The sequence below is a fragment of the Streptomyces silvae genome, from assembly GCF_016745505.1.
In the GTDB taxonomy this organism is placed as follows: Bacteria; Actinomycetota; Actinomycetes; order Streptomycetales; family Streptomycetaceae; genus Streptomyces; species Streptomyces silvae.
The window spans coordinates 1-18,962 of record NZ_JAERUC010000032.1 but is presented as its reverse complement, the minus strand read 5'-3'; the positions used below and the strand labels follow the sequence as shown (position 1 = coordinate 18,962).

Sequence of the window (18,962 nt, the reverse complement as noted above, 5' to 3'; positions counted from 1 at the left end):
GGCGATGGGCGGTCAGGAGTGGAAGGGGAGTCCCGCGTCGGCGGCCAGCTCCAGGCCTTCGGTGTCGGGCGGCGGCAGCAGGGTGGCCGAGCCGTCGGTGACGGGGACGACGCCGAGCTCCAGCAGTTCGGCCATGGCGGCGCTGCCCGCCATGTCGCGCACCTGGAGCTGGTAGCGCGCGGTGGTGCGGTAGGCGCCGCCCGCGTCGTCGCCGGTGCGCTGGAGGAAACCCGAGTCGGTGAGGAAGGCGACGGCCTTGCCGATGATGCCGGTGGTGGAACCGGCGAGCCGGCGGGCGTCCTTGGTGGCTCCGGTGGCGCTGCGGCGGGAGTAGATCCGCCAGCCGGATTCCAGGCCGGGGGCGTCGGTGGCCGGGTCGGTGTTGTCGCCCTGCTCCTCGGCCCGCTCCTCCAGGCGCCGGCAGGCCTGGCGGACGAAGGCGTCGACGCCGTTGACGGTGATGCGGCCGATGTAGGAGTCGTCGGCCAGGTCCTCGGGGCGGGGGAAGGACATGGCGGCGACGGCGAGGTGGGCCAGGCCGTGCAGGAAGCGGTCGGCGGAGTCGGTGGAGGCGCGCCGGGCGTAGTCGCCCATGCGTACGGCGAAGACGGAGTCCTCGCCCGCGGTGACGGCCATCCCCGCGCGGGTGGAGACCTCCAGGACGATGAGCCCGAGGCCGGTCGCGACGGCGTCGGCGAGCCGGGCGAAGGAGGGCTCCTCCCGGTAGCGGCGGAGCAGCTCGGTGTATTCGGCGTCGCGGGCCGGCATCAGCTTGGGCTGAAGCCCGAAGGAGACCAGCCGGGCGGCGTCGGCCGCGTCGGCGGGGGTGACAGCGGCGGGAGCGGCCGGCCGTGCGGCGTCGGCCGCGTGCGTGAGGGGCTGGTCGCCCCACGCGTCGGTGTGCTCGGCGTGCTGCTCGCTCAACTCGGTGACTCCTCGGTACGGGTGCCGCTCTCGCGCGACAGGGGGTGCGGCAGGGGGTGGGCGGTCGGGCCGTGGACACTCACGAGGCGTCCTTGCGGTCCGCGGCCATGCCCGCCGCGTCCAGCAGGGCCATGCCCACTATCAGGTCGGCCCCGCCGAACTCGTGGTCCTCCAGCGGGGTGCCGTCGTCGACGGCGAAGAGCAGCCGGCGCTCACCCTGGCGGTAGGCCGTGCCGACGGGCGGGCTCGCCGCGTGGACGGCGAGGAGGGCGACCAGGTAGGGCAGCTCGGGGTCGCTCTGCCGCGCCTCGGCGAGGAGTCCGGAGAGCCGTCGGGGGGCGTCGTGCTCCAGGTCGAGCAGCTCCATCGCGGCGGCGAGCTGCTCCTCGCTGAACCGGCTGTCGTCCGGGGTGGCGATGAGGTCGGGCTCGGGCATCTCGGCGCCCAGGTGCTCGCGCTCCACCGGGGGCATGAGCAGCATCTCGACGAGGTCGCCGACCCGGACCGAGACGGGGGTGCGCAGCCCGGTGCCGTGGGCGAAGAACGCGTCGGTGGCCCGGGTGGCCTGTTCGACGGGGAGCGGCAGCAGGGGGACGACGAGCTGTCCGTACAGGTCGAGGCCCGCCTGTGCCGTGGGGGTGGCGAACGCCTGCCGGTCCTGCTCGGCCCGGAAGAGGGGGCCGGCCTCCAGCAGCCGGGACTGGAGCTGGGTGTGGCGGCGGATGCAGTCCTTGACGATGTCGACGAGCTCGGCGGCGCGGCGCTTGTGCTCGGGTTCCTCGGCCTCGTCCCTGGCCTTGCGGATGTTGGTGAGGATCGCGTTCTCGTGGCGGTAGCGGTCGGCGACGTGGTCGAGCGCCTCGGCGATCATGTCCGGTACGGCGTTGAGCCAGTCCACCGCGCGGACGTTGCGGCGGGTCGCCTCCAGCGTCCTGCGGAGCGTCTCGGCGTACTGCACGGTGCGGTAGCGGGCCTGTTCGGCGGCGAGCTGGGCGTCGGCGAGCCGGCCCCTGCTGATGAGGACCTCCAGCTTCACCTCGGCGGCGATCTGGGCGCTGGTGACGTCCGTGTCCAGGGCGCCGACGAGGACGTTGACCGCCTCGTCGGTGGCGCGGAGGTAGACGCTGCCGCCGTGGCCGGGGACTTCCTCGATCAGCTTGAAGTCGTAGTCCCTGCGGACGTAGACGCCGTCGGGTCCGAAGGTGCCGTACACGGCGCGGAAGCCGCGGTCCACGCTGCCGACGTTGATCAGGTTCTCCAGGACCCAGCGCGCGACCCGTTCGTGCTCGGTGACGGGCCGGCGCGGTGCCTGGGCGGCGACGCGTGGGAGGAGCCTGGCCACTATCTGGTCGTGGTCGGCGCCCGTGTCGAAGTCCATGTTGAGGGTGACCAGGTCGATCGCGGCGAGGGCGACCTCGGCCATCGCGTAGACCGTGTACTCGCCGGCGAGGTTGGCCTTGCGGACGTCCAGGTCGTGCAGCGGGGCGGTGCAGGCGAGCGCGCGCAGCCGACGCGAGAGCCCCTCGTCGGCGGCGGGTCCCGGGGCGGGCCTCGGTCCCGCGCTGAGCTGGGGCGCAGCGGTCAGGTTGTCGGCAGGCGATGTCACGCTGCACAGATTAGGTCCTCGCACCGACAACGGTCGAAACGGCGCAGAAGCGACCGGTCACGGGCGCCCGTAGCCGCCGCCTCCTGGGGTGCGCAGCACGAGGACGTCCCCGGTGTCCAGCTCGGCGGTGTCGCACCCTTCGAGCGGGGTCACGGTCTCCCCGCCGGCCCGTTCGACGTACTGCTCGCCGAGTGCTCCGGGCCCGCCTCCCGCCATGCCGTAGGGGGGCACCCTGCGGTGGCTCGACAGGAGGGCCACGGTGACGGGTTCGAGGAAGCGGATCCGCCGTTCCACGCCCCGGCCGCCGTGCCACCGGCCCGGGCCGCCGCTGTCCTCGCGTACGCCGAAGCTCTCCAGCAGCACCGGGTAGCGCCATTCGAGGATCTCGGGGTCGGTGAGGCGGGAGTTGGTCATGTGGGTCTGCACGGCGTCGGCGCCGTCGAAGCCGTCGCCGGCCCCGGAGCCGCTGGCGACGGTCTCGTAGTACTGGACGCGGTCGTTGCCGAAGGTGAGGTTGTTCATGGTGCCCGAGCCCTCCGCCTGGACGCCCAGGGCCGCGTAGAGCGCTCCGGTGACGGCCTGGGAGGTCTCGACGTTGCCGGCGACCGTCGCCGCCGGGTGGACGGGGGCCAGCATGGACCCTTCCGGAACGCGGATCTCCAGGGGTTTCAGGCAGCCGCTGTTGAGCGGGATGTCCTCCGCGACGAGCGTCCTGAACACGTAGAGGACGGCGGCCTTGACGACGGAGGTGGGGGCGTTGAAGTTGCCGGGCTGCTGCGGGGAGGTGCCCTCGAAGTCGAGGACGGCCGTCCGGGCGTCGCGGTCCACGGTGACCTTCACGGCGATGACGGCGCCGTTGTCCGTCTCGTAGCGGCAGGAGCCGTCGCGCAGCCCGGCGACGATCCGGCGTACGGACTCCTCGGCGTTGTCCTGGACGTGGCCCATGTACGCCTCGACGACGTCCTGACCGAACTGGTCGGTCATGCGCCGCAGTTCCGTGATGCCCTTCTCGTTGGCCGCGATCTGGGCGCGCAGGTCGGCGAGGTTGGTGTCGGGGTCGCGGGAGGGGTACGCGGCGGTGGTGAGCAGCTTCCGGGTCTCCGTCTCGCGGAGGGTTCCGTCGCGCACCAGCAGCCAGTTGTCGAAGAGGACGCCCTCCTCGTCGACCGTACGGCTGAAGGCGGGCATGGAGCCCGGGGTGATGCCGCCGATCTCCGCGTGGTGGCCGCGTGAGGCCACCAGGAAGCGCAGCCGGCTCTCCTGTCCGTCCGCGGGCTCGTCGAACACGGGCGTCACGACGGTCACGTCCGGAAGGTGTGTGCCGCCGTGGTACGGATCGTTGACGGCGTGGACGTCACCGGGCCGCAGGGTGCCCCGGTTGCGCCGCAGCACCTCCTTGATGGACTCCCCCATCGATCCCAGGTGCACGGGGATGTGCGGGGCGTTGGCCACCAGGTTGCCGTCCGCGTCGAACAGGGCGCACGAGAAGTCCAGCCGCTCCTTGATGTTGACGGAGTGCGCCGTGTTCTCCAGTCGTACGCCCATCTGTTCGGCGATCGACATGAAGAGGTTGTTGAACACTTCGAGCATGACCGGGTCGACCCGGGTGCCGACGGCCCTCCGCTCGGGCCGGGGTTCGGTCCGGCGCAGCACGAGGTGTCCGGCCGGCCCGGCCGTGGCCTGCCAGCCGGGGTCCACGACGGTGGTGGCGTCGTCCTCGGTGACGATCGCGGGGCCGGTCACGGTGTCCTCGGCGCGCAGGGTCGCCCGCCGGTACAGGCCGGCGTCCCGCCGCTCTCCCCCGGTGTACATCGTCACGGTCCCCAGGGGCCGGACCGGGCCTTCCGCGGCGCCCGCGCCGACGCGGGGCGGGGTGTGCGGTCCTGACGCCCCGGTGGCCTCCACGGAGACGGCCTCGGCCACCAGGGGCTTGTCCATGGTGAATCCGTAGCGCGTCCGGTGGGCCTCGGTGAACTCCTCGGTCATGGCGGCGAGGGGGGCCTGGGCGACGGGCAGGGAGGCGTCCGTGCCGGCGTAGCGCACGAGGATCCGTGCCCGGGTGGCGATGGCGCTGTCGGGGAGGCCGTCGGCGCGGAGTTCGGCGCGGACGCGCTCCGCGAGTCCGTCGCAGATGCCCCGCAGCCGGCTTCCCGCCACCTCGTCCAGCGGGGCTTCGACGGACTGCTCGCGCATGGCGGTGGCGTCGGCGAGACCGATCCCGTACGCGGAGAGGACACCGGCGAGCGGCGGTACGAGGACGGTGTCGATGCCCAGGGCGTCGGCGACGGCGCAGACGTGCTGTCCTCCGGCGCCGCCGAAGCCGGTGAGCGCGTAGCGGGTGATGTCGCGGCCGCGCTGGACGGAGATCTTCTTGACGGCGTTCGCCATGTTGAGCACGGCGATCTCCAGGAATCCGGCGGCCACCTCGGCGGCCGTACGGGTGTCTCCCGCGGCGGCCGACACCTCCTCGGCCAGCGCTTCGAAGCGCTCCTGCACGAGACGGGCGTCGAGCGGCTGGTCGCCCTCCGGGCCGAAGACGGCCGGGAAGTGCTCGGGGCGGATGCGGCCGAGCATCACGTTGGCGTCGGTGACGGTGAGCGGCCCGCCCCGCCGGTAACAGGCGGGCCCGGGGTCGGCTCCGGCCGAGTCGGGGCCGACCCGGTAGCGCCGTCCGTCGAAGTGCAGGACGGATCCGCCGCCGGCGGCGACGGTGTGGATGCTCATCATGGGCGCGCTCATCCGCACCCCCGCCACCTGTGTCCCGAGCTCGCGCTCGAACTCGCCCGCGTAGTGGGAGACATCGGTGGAGGTGCCGCCCATGTCGAAGCCGATGACCCGGTCGTGGCCGGCCTGTCCGGACGTACGCACCATGCCGACGACGCCCCCGGCCGGGCCGGAGAGCACCGCGTCCTTGCCCCGGAAGTGAGCGGCCTCGCGCAGTCCGCCGTTGGACTGCATGAACATCAGCCGGATGCCCGGGAGTTCGCGGGCGACCTCCTCGACGTAGCGGCGCAGGATCGGTGAGAGGTAGGCGTCGACGACGGTGGTGTCGCCGCGCGGTACGAGCTTGATCAGCGGGCTGACCTCGTGCGAGCAGCTGACCTGGGTGAAGCCCGCCGCCCTGGCCTCCTCCGCGACGGCCCGCTCGTGCTCCGGGTGGCGGTAGCCGTGCATGAGGACGACGGCCGCGCTGCGCAGTCCGTCCGCCGCGGCCGCCCGGAGCCGCTCGGCCACGGCGGCGCGGTCGAGGGCCTTCACGGTCCCTCCCCGGGCGTCGGTGCGCTCGGGGACCTCGACGACCCGGTCGTACACGGCTTCGGGGAGCAGGATGCGCCGGTCGAAGAGGCGGGGCCGGTTCTGGTACGCGATCCGCAGGGCGTCCCGGAAGCCCTCGGTGATGACCAGGACGGTCGGCTCGCCCCGACGCTCCAGGAGGGCGTTGGTGGCGACGGTCGTGCCCATCTTGACGCCCGCGACCCGGTCGGCGGGGACCGGGTCGTGGGGGCCGAGGCCGAGCAGCAGCCGGATGCCGGCGACGGCGGCGTCGCGGTAGCGGCCGGGGTCGTGCGAGAGCAGCTTGCGGGAGATCAGCCGGCCGTCGGGGTCACGGCCCACGACGTCGGTGAAGGTGCCGCCCCGGTCGATCCAGAACTCCCAGCGTCCGGTCATCCCTCCATTCTGGCGCGGGGGACGAACCCCCGCAGACAGGGCGCGGGGGGCAGGCCGTCCAGGGCCTCGGCCAGCGCCCGTCCGCCCCGGGCGTCGAGCTGCCCGCTGGTGCCGCGTGCCCGGTGCCCGGCCTCGGCCGCCGCGAGGCCCAGCAGCTGGGGCAGCAGATCCGTACTGCGCCGGGCCAGCCAGCCGGTGCCCCGGGTCGCCAGCCAGAGGGCCCCGGCTACGCGGGTGGGCGGCGGCTGCCCCGGTTCATGGGCGGGCCGGGCGCCGAGGGCGATTCCTCGCTCGGCGAGCAGCCGGTGGAAGCCGGCGGCCAGCCTTCGGTGGCCCCGCTCGCCGGGGTGGAGCCGGTCCACGCTCCACAGCGATCGGTCCTCGGTCCAGGCCCGGTCCGAGGCGTGCAGATGGACGGTGTCGTAGCGCTCGGACAGGGCGTGCACCACGGCGTTGACGGCCTGCTGGCGCCGCGCGAGGGGGTGGCGCAGCGGTCCGGGGAGCCGGAGCGCCGTACCGGGGTCGGGCAGACACGCCGTCAGGAGTACGGCGCCGTCCCCGGCGAGCAGGGCGCAGACCGCGTCGAGCCGGGCGGCGAGGCGTCCGATGTCGAAGGAGCGGCGCAGGGTGTCGTTGACCCCGACGACGACGGAGGCGATGTCCGGCCGGAACTCCGCCGCCGCCACGGCCTGGCGCTCGTGGACGTCCGCGGACAGGGCGCCGGCGACGGCGAGGTTACGGAACTCCACGTCCCGGTCCGTGCCGCCGAGGCCCTCGGCGAGGAGCGCCGCCCAGCCCCGCCAGCCGCCCTGGACGGGGTCGCCGACGCCTTCGGTGAGCGAGTCGCCGAGTGCGGCGAACCGCACGGTGGTGCGGGCGGGGGTGGTGCGGTCGGGTGCGTCGGCGGGCATGGCGCTCACGGCCGCACCTCCAGGGCTCCGTGCCGCTGCGGGATGTCGTGGGCGGCCAGGAAGGCCGCCGCCGAGCGGTCCCAGCCGAAGTGCGCGGCGCGCGCCCGTGCCGTGGCCCTGCGCTCCTCCTCCGGTCGGTCCAGGAGTTCCCGGAGCGCGGCGGCGAACGCCTTGCCCGTGTCGGCGGCGGCCAGTCCGGCCGGTCCGAGCACCTCCGGCAGCGCGGAGGCCGCGCTGGCCACCACCGGGGTGCCGCAGGCGAGGGCCTCCAGGGCGGAGAGCCCGAAGGTCTCCGCCGGCCCCGGGGCGAGGCACAGGTCCGCGCTCGCCTGGAGGCGGGCCAGACGGACGCGGTCGCGTACATGGCCCAGGAACTCGGCAGGCAGCCGCTCCGCGCGTGCCCTGCGTTCGAGTTCGGCGCGCAGCGGCCCGTCCCCCGCCACCACCAGGGCGGCCCGCACCCCGGTGTGCCGCAGTGCGGCCAGCGCGTCCAGCGCCCGGCCGGGCCGCTTCTCCACGGAGAGCCGTGATCCGAGCAGCAGCAGGACGTCCTGGCCGCGCAGGTGGCGGGTGCGCAGCGCCGTGCTGCGCAGTCCGGGGCGGAAGCGTTCCAGGTCCACCCCGAGCGGGGCGCGCACCACGTTGCGTACGCCGGTCCGTACGAACTCGCGCTCCGCCCATTCGGTGGTGCACACGATCCGGGCGTAGGCGTGGGCGCTGAGGGTGTTGAGCCGGTCGGCGGCCCGTCCGGCCGCCGCCGGGGGCACTCCCCAGGTGCGGAGCACCCCGTCGGCGGTCTCGTGGGACACCATGACGGCGGGGAGGCGGGCGCGGCGTGCCCACTCCCCGGTCCACCGCAGGGTGGTCCGGTCGGACACCTCCAGGCGGTCGGGCCGCAGCTCCTCCAGGAGGCCGCGCAGCCTTGCCCGGTTCACGAGCACCCGGTAGCCGCCGCTGCCCGGCAGCACGGGTCCCGGGAGGGTGATGACCCTGCCCTGCCCGGTGTGCACGTCGCCCGGGGCTGCCCCGGGGACGATCAGCACCGGCTCGTGCCCCGCCGCGAGGTAGCGGCGACCCAGCTCGTCCAGTGCGGTGCGCAGGCCGCCGGAGGCGGGCGTGACGAAGTTCGCCAGCCGCACGATCCTGAGCCCGTCACGGCCGGGCCCGTTCACGCCGCCACCGCCGTCCGGCCGCGAAGGACCTCGTCGTAGTGGCCCAGGAGCTGGTCGCCGACCGCTTCCCAGGTGCGGCCCTCGACGGCGGCCCGGGCGGTCCGGCCGAAGGCCTCGGCGCGCGCGGGGTCCGCGACGAGTGCGGCGACGGCGTCCCTGACCGCCGCCGCGTCGTGGGGCGGCACCAGCAGCCCGGTGCTCCCGTGGGCGACGAGGTCGAGCGGTCCGCCGGCCGCCGGGGCGACGACGGGGACCCCCGAGGCCATGGCCTCCTGCACCGTCTGGCAGAAGGTCTCGTACGGCCCGGTGTGCACGAAGACGTCCAGGGAGGCGAAGAAGCGGGCGAGGTCCTCCCCCGTGCGCCGCCCCAGGAACACCGCGCCGGGCAGTGCCGCGCGCAGCGACGCCTCGCTCGGCCCGTCGCCGACGACCACGACGCGTACGCCCGGGAGCGCGCAGGCTCCGGCGAGGAGTTCGACGTGCTTCTCGGGGGCGAGCCGCCCCGCGTATCCGACGATCTTCTCACCGCCGGGGGCGAGGGCCCGGCGCAGCGCCTCGTCGCGCAGGCCGGGGCGGAACCGTACGGTGTCGACCCCGCGCGGCCACAGCTTCACCCGGGGCACCCCGTGGCCGGTGAGGTCGCGCAGGGCGGCGGAGGAGGGGGCGAGGGTGAGGTCGGCGGCGCTGTGCACGGCGCGCATCCGGCGCCAGGCGGTGTTCTCGCCGGTGCCCAGGTAGGTGCGGGCGTAGCCGGCCAGGTCGGTCTGGTAGACGGCCACGGCGGGCAGCCCCAGCCGGGTGGCGACGGCCATGCCCCGGACGCCGAGGACGAACGGGCCGGCCAGGTGGACGAGTTCGGCGCGGTGGCCGGTGAGCGCGGCGGCGAGCCGCCGGCCGGGGAGGGCCACCCGGACCTGCGGGTAGCCGGGCAGAGGCAGTGAGGGGACGCGCACCACGGGGCAGGGGTCGCCGGTGGACGCGGAGCCGGTGGTGGCCGTCGCCCCGGCCGGGGCGATGACGAGCGGCTGGTGGCCGCGGGCGGCGAGGTGCCGGGCGGTCTGCAGGGTGCAGTGGGCCACACCGTTGACGTCGGGCGGGAAGGATTCGGTGACGATGACGACACGCATACGGGTGTTGTCACCGCACTGGGCGTGCCCTTGCCGACTTGGATCTGTCCGCCCGGGGAACGTCCCATGAGCGTTTGCGCCGCGCGCCCCCGACGCGCGGCATCCGGAGCTCCGTGAACCGACGGAGCACCGGGTCAGACTGCGGGCGCGTCCGGCCCGATCCTGCTGCGTACGGCGGTCTGGACCTCGGCCTCCTCGGCCGGGTCGGCGGCGAGCCGCCTCAGCCGTTCGGCGACCCGGATGTCCCCGGTCTCCGCGTGGTGCGCGGCCAGTTCGCGGGTGGTCTCCTCGCAGTCCCAGAGGCACTCGACGGCGAATCCGCTGGCGAAGGACGGGTCGGTGGCCGCCAGCGCGCGGGCCGCGCGGCCGCGCAGGTGTGAGGAGGACGTCTCCCGGTACACATGGCGCAGGACGGGCGCCGCGCAGGCGATGCCCAGACGGCCCGCGCCGTCGACGAGGGTCCACAGGCGCGGGGTGTCGGGTCCCTCGCCCCTGACCGCCTCGCGCAGTGCGGCGAGGACGAGCGGGGCGTCCTGTGCGGCGCCGCGGCAGGCCAGGACCCCGGCCGCCGAGGCGCCGAGGGCGTCGGGGCGGTGGGCCCAGCGCCGCGCCCGGTCGACCGCCGCTTCGCCGCACATGCGCTCGAAGGCGGCGACGGCCGCGTCGGCGACGGTGGGTGACGCGCCGCCGACGGCCTGCTCGACGAGGTCGAGCACGGCGGGGTCGCGGGCCTCGGCCAGATAGTGCAGGGCGGCGCAGCGCGCGCCCTCGGGGCCGCTGCGGGCGGCCTCGACGATCATCGGCCGGTCCTCGGTCCCGGCGACGGCGGAGAGGCAGCGGGCGGCGGGGACGTGGAGCGCGCTGCCGCGTTCCAGTCCTTCCTGGGCCCAGTCGAAGACGGCCTGGACGCTCCAGCCGGGGCGTGGTCCGCCCGGCCGCATCTGCCGCTGCCACCGGTCGAAGGAGCCCTGTTCGGTGGCGGCCCTGACCCGGGCGCCGACCGCTTCGCGCGGGTCGTCGGCCCAGAGCCGCCAGGGCCGGGGCTCGAAGGCGTCCCGTACGGAGGCGGCGAGTTCGGCCGTGCCCTCCGCGGTGGCGGGGAAGCGGGCGAGCACCGGCTCGGCGAGGGAGCGCAGCCCGGCGTCGTCGTCGCGCAGGGCCAGCTCGTCGAGCGCCCACGCCCAGTTGGCGCCGGTCGCGGCGTACCGGCGCAGGAGCGCGAGGGCGTCGTCGCGGCCGTAGGAGGCGAGGTGGCCGAGCACGGCCAGGGCGAGCCCCGTACGGGAGTCCTCGGTGTCGAGGTGGTCCTCGGGATCGAAGAGGTGCCGCTCGATCTCCTCGGTGCCGCCGTCGAGGTCGAGGTAGAGGCGCGCGTAGTAGAGGGAACGGTTCTCGACCTGCCAGTCATGACGCGGATCGCTCAGGACGCAGTGGTTGAGAGCCGTGAGGGCCTCGGGACGGGGGGCGGCGAGTGCGTGGAGCGTGCCGTCGCCGCGGCCCCTCTGCAGCAGGCCGAGCAGGGTGCCGCTCGGCGCTATGAACGGATCGAACATGGGGAAAGCCTCACATCAAGCTGTCGACGCAACCGGGACTGTGCTGTTCCATGTGCCGGGGTGACATCCCCTAGGCCGCGCAGCAACATGATCGGCCGACCGCCGTCTTCTGCCTGGTGCTCATCTTCCTCTGCCTCTCGTCGGTGGTCCGGAAGGGACCCGCGACGTCATGATGACCCAGCCATTTCGCCGACGCGACCACATTTACGACGCACCGGCCGGCGCGCGGCCCGGACGGCTTCTCAGCGCGCACCGAAGAGTTCCAGCAGGTCGTCCTTGCCGAACATGCGCGCGGTGTCCACGGCGGAGGGTGTTCCGGCGGCCGGGTCGGCGCCCGCGGAGAGCAGTGCGTCGATCACTTCGCGCTCCCCCTTGAAGACGGCACCGGCGAGCGGGGTCTGCCCCCGGTCGTTGGCACGGTCCGGGTCGGCGCCGCGGCCCGCGAGGGCGACGACGGCGGGGGCGTGCCCGTGGTAGGCGGCGAGCATCAGCAGGGTGTCGCCCCGGTCGTTGGTGAGGTTCGCGGGGACGCCCGCGTCGACGTAGGCGGCGAGCGCGTCGCTCTCCCCCCGGCGGGCCAGGTCGAAGACCTTGGTCGCCAGCTCGACCACCTCGGGATCGGGGGTTTCGCTCATCGGACGGGCCGCCTTCCGTTGCCGTGGTCGCGGTTGCTGACCTGGTGGGGAGTACGGCTGGGGGCCGTACGAGTGAATCGACAGAGTACTGCTCCGGGCAGTCGTGAGCCTGCCCCGGAGCGCCGGAAGATCACCGCCCGGGGCCCGCTTTCCGGTGGGGACGGGGCCGGTGGGACGCCTGGAGCGCCCGGGCCTCTGCTTTTCACCCACCAGTTGAGTGAAATGGAAGGATATTCACTCACTTGCACCTTTTATCGTATAGGTACATCTTGTGATCCTGGAAGTACTCATGGTGACTGTCCCCCTCAACCAGGAGAACCGCTCATGATCCTCTCCATCTCGGGCGTGGTACTGCTCGGCATCATCGTCTTCCTGTTCTTCAAGAAGGACGGGCTCAAGGCGTCCCACGCCCTCATCTGCGCGCTGTTCGGCTTCTACCTGGCCGGCACAGCCATCGCCCCGAGCATCACGGCCGGCGGGGCGAGCCTCGCCAGCATGCTGGGCGGGATCAAGTTCTGACGCTCCGAAACCGCTCCCACCTCTCCAGGAGACCGACGTGGCCCGGCGACCACTCCCCCGCATCCTTCAGCGCGGCAGCGTTTCGATCACTCGCAGTCGCGAGATCGCGCGCACGGCCGCCGACAACGCCACCGACGTCCTCCATCCGCTGATCACGGTCACCCGTGGCCTGCGGCTGCTGGCGGGAGCCGGACGGCAGAAGTGGGCCGCGACGCCCAGGGACCGGCGCGGACACGTGCTGTTCCTCGTCGCGGCCTGCGTACTGGTGGTGGCGCTCATCCCCTACGGGCCTCTGCTGGCCCTGATCTCGGTGATGGGCGCCGCCGCATGGCGGGGGCGCGACCGCACCCCCGCGAGGACCGGCCCCGACGAAGCCGGGACCGCACGCCTCCGGGCGCTGTACGAGGCGCTGGTCCCCCACTTCTCCGTGGCCGACGACCCCGGTCCGCTCTTCTCCCACGGCGGCGACTGGGAGAAGGTCTTCGGCACGTCGTACGCCTTCGACGGCAACGGGCGCCTCACCCGGCTCCAGGTGAACTACCCGGCGTACTTCACCGACGGCGACCCCGCGTCCCGGGCCCGGGTCGAGCAGGTGCTGCACGCCAAGTCCGGCCGGGGCCGCGAATACCACTTCGCCTGGGACGAGGAGGCCAACCACCTCGTCATGACCGTGCTCCCCGCGCTCCCCACGACCATCGCCGCCCAGCGCTTCGTCACCGCGCCCGGCGAGACGGTCCTCGGCTTCACCGACGACGACGCCGTCCGGCGCACCGTGCCGGTCCAGGACGGCGACGTGACCCGCGACGCCTCCCCCGTGATCTGGCGGACCGGCACGCGTTCGACCGAACCCCACCTGCTGATCGCGGGGCACCCGGGCAGCGGCACCACGACCCTGATGCGCTCCCTCGCGCTCCAGGCCCTCCAGCACGGCGACATCCTCGTCGTGGAGGGCGGCGGCACCGGCGAGTACGGCTTCCTGACCGGCCGGGACGGCGTACTCGCGGTGGAGCGCGGTCTGGCCGGGGCGCTCGCGACGCTCGAATGGGCGGCGCACGAGACCGAGCGGCGGCTCATCGCCGCCAACCGGGCCCGCCAGGCCGGCCATCCCGAGCCCGAGGACATCAAGCGCCCCCTGTGGATCCTGCTGGACCGCCCGAGCGCGCTGGGGCACCTGGCCGCCGCAGACGGCAGGCAGGACCCGCAGGAACTCCTCCAGGTGCCGCTGCGGCACGGCCGCGCCGCCGGGGTGACCGTCGTGGTCGCGGACCAGTTCGACAGCCTGGACGCCCTCACCGAGACCGTACGCACCCACACCAGGGCACGCGCCGTCCTCGGTCCCGCCGACCGCGAGGAGGTCGAGGCGGTCCTGGGCGTCCAGCCGCACACCACGCCCACCGCCGACGTCCCTGCGGGCCGTGGCTACGCCCGGCTGGGCACCGGGCCCGTCCTGCGGCTCCAAGTGCCGGCCACCCCCGACCCGTACGACGAGGCCACGAGCGAGGCGCACCGGCAGGCGGTGCTGGATCTGCTGCCCGGCGGGGCGCCCGCGGTGGAGCAGGCCGTACCGGAGAAGCCGGCCGAGCCCGTGTCCGTACACACCGAGCAGCTGATCGGGGCGCCGGCCGCCGCCGAAGGGTGAGACGCGGGGCACCTCGCGCCCCCCGCGAAGGTACGGAGCCGGGGCGCCTCAGGCCACGAAGGTCCGGGGCGCCTCGGCTCCCGCGCTCGCACCGGAGCCGACCAGCTCGGCGGCGGCGGCCAGTCGCAGCGCCGCCTCGTCCGCCACCGGGCCTCCCACGGTGAAGGGCAGCCGCACATAGCCCTCGAAGGCCCCGTCCACCCCGAACCGGGGCCCCGACGGCACACGGACCCCGACCCGCTCGCCCGCCACGGCCAGCCGGGAGCCGGAGAGCCCGCCGGTGCGCACCCACAGGGTGAGGCCGCCGCGCGGCACCTCGAACTCCCAGGCAGGGAGCTCCCGGCGCAGGGCGCGCACCAGGTCGTCCCTGTTCTCCCGCGCCTGCTCGCGCCGGATGGCCACGGCCTCCTCCCAGCCGCCGGTCCGCATCAGCCAGTTGATGGCGAGCTGTTCCAGCACGGGCGTCCCCATGTCGGCGTACGCGCGTGCGGCGACCAGGCTGCGGATGACGTCCGGGGCGGCCCGCACCCAGCCGATGCGCATGCCGGCCCAGAACGCCTTGCTCGCGGAGCCGACGGTCAGGACGGTGCTGCCCGCCGGGTCGAACGCGCAGACCCTGCGGGGCATCTCGACGTCCGGGTCCAGGTGCAGCTCGTGCATGGTCTCGTCGACCACCAGGACCGTGCCCGCCGACCGGGCGGCCTCGACCAGGGCGCGGCGCTGCTGCTCGTCGGCCAGGGCCCCGGTGGGGTTGTGGAAGTCGGCGACGACATAGGCCAGCCTCGGCGCGGCGTCGCGCAGGACCTGCCGCCAGCGGTTCATGTCCCAGCCGCCGAGCCCTTCCTCCATCGCCACGGGCACCAGCCTGGCACCCGCCTCGCGCATGAGCTGGAGGATGTTGGCGTAGCTCGGGGACTCCACGGCGATGCGCTCGCCGCGCCCTGCGAAGAGATGGCAGATGGCGTCGATGGCACCCATCGCCCCGGTGGTGACCATGATCTGCTCGGGCATCGTGGGGATGCCGTGCCCGGTGTAGCGGTCCGCGATCATCTGCCGCAGGGCGGGCAGACCGGCCGGGTAGTCGCCGTGCGTATGGGCGTACGGCGGAAGCTCCTCCAGGGCGCCCTGGACGGCCCGGGTCAGCCAGGGTTCCGGGGCGGGCAGCGAGGCGCAGCCCAGGTCGATCATGGAGCCGAGCGACTCGGGGGGCAGCGGTTCGAGGCCACGGGCGGGCAGCGGGTTGCCCGCGGGGACGGCCGTCCAGCTGCCGGCGCCGCGGCGGGACTCCAGGAAGCCCTCCGCCCGGAGCGCCTCGTAGGCCGCGGCGACGGTGGTCCGGCTGAGGGAGAGGGCCAGCGCCAGTTCGCGTTCGGCGGGGAGCCGTGCGGCCACCGGGACGCGGCCCTCCAGGACGAGCAGGCGCACCCCGTCGGCGAGGGCACGGTAGGCGGGCGGCTTACGGGTGCCCGGCGGCAGCGGACGCGCCTGCTGGCCCTGGAGCTGCCGGGCGAGCTGCGCCGCACCGACGGTCGAAGTCCACTGCGCCATGTAAATCAGTCCACCTTCCTCGGATTGGCCATAGTTGGCGGCCAATTCCCCGCCACAGAGTGACATGCAGCAGTCCACTACCACCACACAGGGGGCACCACTTGTCCGACACCACTTCTCCGAGCGGCACCCGGCTCGCCCGGCGACTGACCCATCTGTACGTGGGCCTGGCCCTGTACGGGGCGAGTTCGGCGCTGCTGGTCCGGGCCGGACTGGGGCTGGAACCGTGGGGGGTGCTGCACCAGGGGCTGGCCGAGCGGACGGGCATCTCCATCGGGGTCGTCTCGATCATCGTCGGGGCGGTCGTCCTGCTCCTGTGGATCCCGATCAGACAGCGCCCGGGGCTGGGCACCGTCTCCAACGTCTTCGCCGTCGGCATCGCGATGGACGGCACGCTCGCCCTCGTACCGGATGTGCACGGCCTCGGGGCGCAGGTACCGCTGATGGCCGCGGGCATCGTCCTCAACGGCGTCGCCACGGGCCTGTACATATCCGCCCGCTTCGGGCCCGGACCGCGCGACGGCCTGATGACCGGCCTGAACCGGCTCACGGGCCGCTCCATCCGGCTGGTGCGTACGGCGATCGAGGTGGCCGTGGTCGTGACCGGCTTCCTGCTCGGCGGCTCCCTCGGCGCCGGCACGGTCCTCTACGCCCTGGCCATCGGCCCGCTCGCCCAGTTCTTCCTGCGCTTCTTCGACCTCCCGGCGCCGGGCTCCCGCACCGTGGCCGTTGCCGCGCGGACACCGGATGGGGCGATACTTCCGCGGTGACCGCAGTGACTTCGGGGCGCCACCCCTATCTGGACCACCCTTCGACGATCCCCTTCGCCCACCGGGGCGGGGCCGCGGACGGCTTGGAGAACACCGCGACCGCCTTCCGGCGCGCGGCCGGCCTCGGCTACCGCTACTTCGAGACCGATGTGCACGCCACGGCGGACGGCAGGCTCGTCGCCTTCCACGACCCGACCCTGGACCGGGTGACGGACTCCCGGGGGCGGATAGCCGAGCTGCCCTGGAGCGAGGTGCGCCGGGCCAGGGTGGCGGGCAGCGAGCCGCTGCCGCTCTTCGAGGAGCTGCTGGAGGAGTTCCCCGACGCCCGCTGGAACGTGGACATCAAGGCGGAGCCCGCCCTCGCCCCGCTCGTCGAGCTGATCCGCAGGACCGACGCGTGGGACCGGGTCTGCGTGGGCTCGTTCTCCGAGGCGCGCGTGGCCAGGGCCCACCGCCTCGCAGGCCCGCGCCTGGCCACCTCCTACGGGGTGCGCGGTGTGCTTGCGCTGCGGCTGCGGTCGTACGGAATCCCGGCGGCGCTCCGGGCGGGCGCGGTCTGCGCACAGGTCCCGGAGACCCAGAGCGGCATCCGCGTCGTCGACCGGCGCTTCGTCCGGACGGCGCACGCGCGGGGGCTGCAGGTCCATGTCTGGACGGTCAACGAACCGGAACGGATGGCGGCGCTCCTGGACCTCGGGGTGGATGGCATCATGACCGATCACATCGAGACGCTGCGCACGGTGCTGAGCGAGCGGGGGGCCTGGGCCTGACGCCGGGACCTGCCGCGTCCGCACGGGACGATCGAGGGGGCCGCGTGAGCACCGGTATCGCAGGGACGGAGGACCCGGCCGGACCGCCGGCCGAGGCCGCGGGCCGCAGACGGGAACAGCGCGGCTGGTACTTCTACGACTTCGCGTGCTCCGTGTACTCCACCAGCGTCCTCACGGTCTTCCTCGGCCCCTATCTGACGTCGATCGCCAAGGCGGCGGCCGACGCGGACGGGTTCGTGCACCCCCTGGGCATACCCGTGCGGGCGGGATCGCTCTTCGCGTACGCCGTGTCGGTGTCCATCGTGGTGGCCGTGATCGTCATGCCCGTCGTGGGCGCGGCGGCGGACCGCAGCGGACGCAAGAAGCCCCTGCTCGCGGCGGCCGCGTACACGGGAGCGACGGCCACGGCCTGCATGTTCTTCCTGGAGGGCGACCGCTATCTGCTCGGGGCGTTCCTGCTGATCGTGGCGAACGCGTCGATCTCCGTGTCGATGGCCCTGTACAACGCGTACCTGCCCCAGATCTCCACCCCGGAGGAGCGCGACGCGGTCTCCTCGCGCGGTTGGGCCTTCGGGTACACCTCGGGCGCCTTCGTCCTCGTCCTGAACCTGGTGCTCTACACCGGCCACGACTCCTTCGGCCTGTCCGAGTCCGACGCGGTCCGGATCTGCATCGCCTCGGCGGGCGTGTGGTGGGGCGCCTTCGCCCTGGTGCCGTTGCGGCGGCTGCGGGACCGCCGGGTGGCACCGGGCGGCGACGGCGCGGTCGGCTCCGGCTGGCGGCAGCTGCGGGCGACGCTGCGCGACATGCGCCGCCACCCGCTCACGCTCTCCTTCCTGCTGGCCTATCTGATCTACAACGACGGCATCCAGACGGTGATCTCCCAGGCCTCGCTGTACGGCTCCGAGGAGCTCGGCCTCGACCAGACGACCCTGATCACCGCGGTGCTGCTGGTGCAGGTCCTCGCGGTGGCGGGGGCGCTGGGGATGGGCCGGCTCGCCCGGGTGTACGGGGCGAAGCGCACGATTCTCGTCTCGCTGGCCGTCTGGACGCTGATCCTCGCCGCGGCGTACGTGCTGCCCGCCGACGCGCCGGTGTTCTTCTACTCCCTGGCGGCGGCGATCGGGCTGGTGATGGGCGGCAGCCAGGCCCTCTCGCGGTCCCTGTTCTCGCACCTCGTACCGCGGGGCAAGGAGGCGGAGTACTTCTCCGCCTACGAGATGAGCGACCGGGGACTCAGCTGGCTGGGGCCCCTGGTCTTCGGTCTCGGCTACCAGCTCACCGGCAGTTACCGGGACGCGATCCTGTCGCTGGTGCTCTTCTTCGCGCTCGGCTCGGTGCTCCTGGCGAGGGTTCCCGTGCGGGCCGCGGTGGCCGCCGCGGGCAACGCCGTGCCGGAGCGGATTTAGACGTTGAAGTGAAAGGCCGGTAGTGTACGCCTTTGGTCTGCCCGGAGGACCGTTACTGCCAGTGGAGGAAGCCGAACCGTTGGGTGACAACTTCGACCAGAGGTGACAAACCGGGCACCGGGGGGTAGTAAACCCAGACCAAGCAGCGGCACGACGGGCGACGCATGACCGGCAACGGGAATCTTTGCCGCCGACCGGACGTTGACCGGATGACGACGACAGCGACACCTGTCCTGTGGGCGACAAGCCCGGGAGGCACGATTCATGAGTGAGCGAGCTCTCCGCGGTACGCGACTCGTGGTTACCAGCTACGAGACGGACCGCGGCATCGATCTGGCCCCGCGCCAGGCGGTGGAGTACGCATGCCCGAACGGACATCGATTTGAGATGCCGTTCTCGGTAGAGGCGGAAATTCCGGCGGAATGGGAGTGCAAGGCGTGCGGCGCCACGGCACTCCTGGTGGACGGGGATGGCCCCGAGGAGAAGAAGGGCAAGCCCGCGCGTACGCACTGGGACATGCTCATGGAGCGGCGTACCCGCGAGGAGCTGGAGGAAGTGCTGGCCGAGAGGCTGGCGGTCCTGCGCTCCGGTGCCATGAACATCGCCGTGCACCCGCGGGACAGCAGGAAGTCTGCCTGACCGCGTAACACCGCACGGATGCGCACCACCGCACCGAACAAGAGCCGCGGGCCGCGACACAGAACATGTGT

General features: G+C 73.6%; 15 protein-coding genes. 6 read left to right on the top strand and 9 right to left on the bottom strand.

Features of this window, described 5'->3' with window-relative positions; all coding sequences use genetic code 11:
• Positions 1-12: 12 nt before the first annotated feature.
• The 8 genes from JKV81_RS05135 to JKV81_RS05100 all read right to left on the bottom strand — a co-directional run bounded on the left by JKV81_RS05135 (position 13) and on the right by JKV81_RS05100 (position 11,597).
• Positions 13-924 (bottom strand): hypothetical protein, encoded by a 912-nt coding sequence (locus tag JKV81_RS05135; RefSeq protein WP_202075009.1) that lies wholly within the window; start codon positions 922-924, stop codon positions 13-15.
• 79 nt (positions 925-1,003) lie between these two features.
• Positions 1,004-2,530, bottom strand: coding sequence for a hypothetical protein (locus JKV81_RS05130; protein WP_129261212.1), 1,527 nt, complete (start codon positions 2,528-2,530; stop codon positions 1,004-1,006).
• Between the two features lie 57 nt (positions 2,531-2,587).
• Entirely contained in the window at positions 2,588-6,199 is a 3,612-nt protein-coding gene (locus JKV81_RS05125; protein ID WP_202075008.1) for a hydantoinase B/oxoprolinase family protein, read from the bottom strand.
• Complete coding sequence (locus JKV81_RS05120) at positions 6,196-7,110, bottom strand: SGNH/GDSL hydrolase family protein (protein ID WP_202075015.1); 915 nt, start codon at positions 7,108-7,110, stop codon at positions 6,196-6,198. Before JKV81_RS05120 ends, JKV81_RS05125 begins: the two co-directional genes overlap by 4 nt.
• A gap of 5 nt (positions 7,111-7,115) precedes the next feature.
• A complete protein-coding gene (locus tag JKV81_RS05115; protein ID WP_202075007.1) occupies positions 7,116-8,282 on the bottom strand; it encodes a glycosyltransferase in 1,167 nt (388 codons plus the stop codon).
• Positions 8,279-9,409, bottom strand: coding sequence for a glycosyltransferase family 4 protein (locus JKV81_RS05110; protein WP_202075006.1), 1,131 nt, complete (start codon positions 9,407-9,409; stop codon positions 8,279-8,281). Before JKV81_RS05110 ends, JKV81_RS05115 begins: the two co-directional genes overlap by 4 nt.
• A 134-nt stretch (positions 9,410-9,543) precedes the next feature.
• Positions 9,544-10,962 (bottom strand): HEAT repeat domain-containing protein, encoded by a 1,419-nt coding sequence (locus JKV81_RS05105; RefSeq protein ID WP_202075005.1) that lies wholly within the window; start codon positions 10,960-10,962, stop codon positions 9,544-9,546.
• A 242-nt stretch (positions 10,963-11,204) separates the two neighbouring features.
• Positions 11,205-11,597 carry an ankyrin repeat domain-containing protein gene (locus JKV81_RS05100; protein ID WP_099176962.1) on the bottom strand — a complete coding sequence of 131 codons (393 nt, stop codon included), beginning with the start codon at positions 11,595-11,597 and terminating at the stop codon, positions 11,205-11,207.
• A gap of 324 nt (positions 11,598-11,921) precedes the next feature.
• Here JKV81_RS05100 and JKV81_RS05095 point away from each other — a divergent pair, with 324 nt between their 5' ends.
• Positions 11,922-12,116: a hypothetical protein gene (locus JKV81_RS05095; RefSeq protein ID WP_014044751.1), complete on the top strand. Its 195-nt coding sequence runs from the start codon at positions 11,922-11,924 to the stop codon at positions 12,114-12,116.
• A 37-nt stretch (positions 12,117-12,153) separates the two neighbouring features.
• Positions 12,154-13,755, top strand: a complete 1,602-nt coding sequence (locus JKV81_RS05090) for a hypothetical protein (protein ID WP_202075004.1) — start codon at positions 12,154-12,156, stop codon at positions 13,753-13,755.
• A 48-nt stretch (positions 13,756-13,803) separates the two neighbouring features.
• Here the strand turns inward: JKV81_RS05090 and JKV81_RS05085 are convergent, their stop codons facing one another.
• Positions 13,804-15,303 (bottom strand): SCO1417 family PLP biosynthesis transcription factor, encoded by a 1,500-nt coding sequence (locus JKV81_RS05085; protein ID WP_202075003.1) that lies wholly within the window; start codon positions 15,301-15,303, stop codon positions 13,804-13,806.
• Positions 15,304-15,404: 101 nt separating this feature from the next.
• Here JKV81_RS05085 and yczE point away from each other — a divergent pair, with 101 nt between their 5' ends.
• From yczE to JKV81_RS05065, 4 genes are all read left to right on the top strand, one after another.
• Positions 15,405-16,073 (top strand): membrane protein YczE, encoded by a 669-nt coding sequence (gene yczE, locus JKV81_RS05080; RefSeq protein ID WP_129261226.1) that lies wholly within the window; start codon positions 15,405-15,407, stop codon positions 16,071-16,073.
• A 5-nt stretch (positions 16,074-16,078) separates the two neighbouring features.
• Positions 16,079-16,843: a glycerophosphodiester phosphodiesterase family protein gene (locus tag JKV81_RS05075; protein ID WP_129266864.1), complete on the top strand. Its 765-nt coding sequence runs from the start codon at positions 16,079-16,081 to the stop codon at positions 16,841-16,843.
• 44 nt (positions 16,844-16,887) lie between these two features.
• Entirely contained in the window at positions 16,888-18,252 is a 1,365-nt protein-coding gene (locus tag JKV81_RS05070) for an MFS transporter (protein ID WP_129261228.1), read from the top strand.
• 264 nt (positions 18,253-18,516) lie between these two features.
• Positions 18,517-18,891: an RNA polymerase-binding protein RbpA gene (locus JKV81_RS05065; RefSeq protein ID WP_078598328.1), complete on the top strand. Its 375-nt coding sequence runs from the start codon at positions 18,517-18,519 to the stop codon at positions 18,889-18,891.
• Positions 18,892-18,962 lie beyond the last annotated feature (71 nt).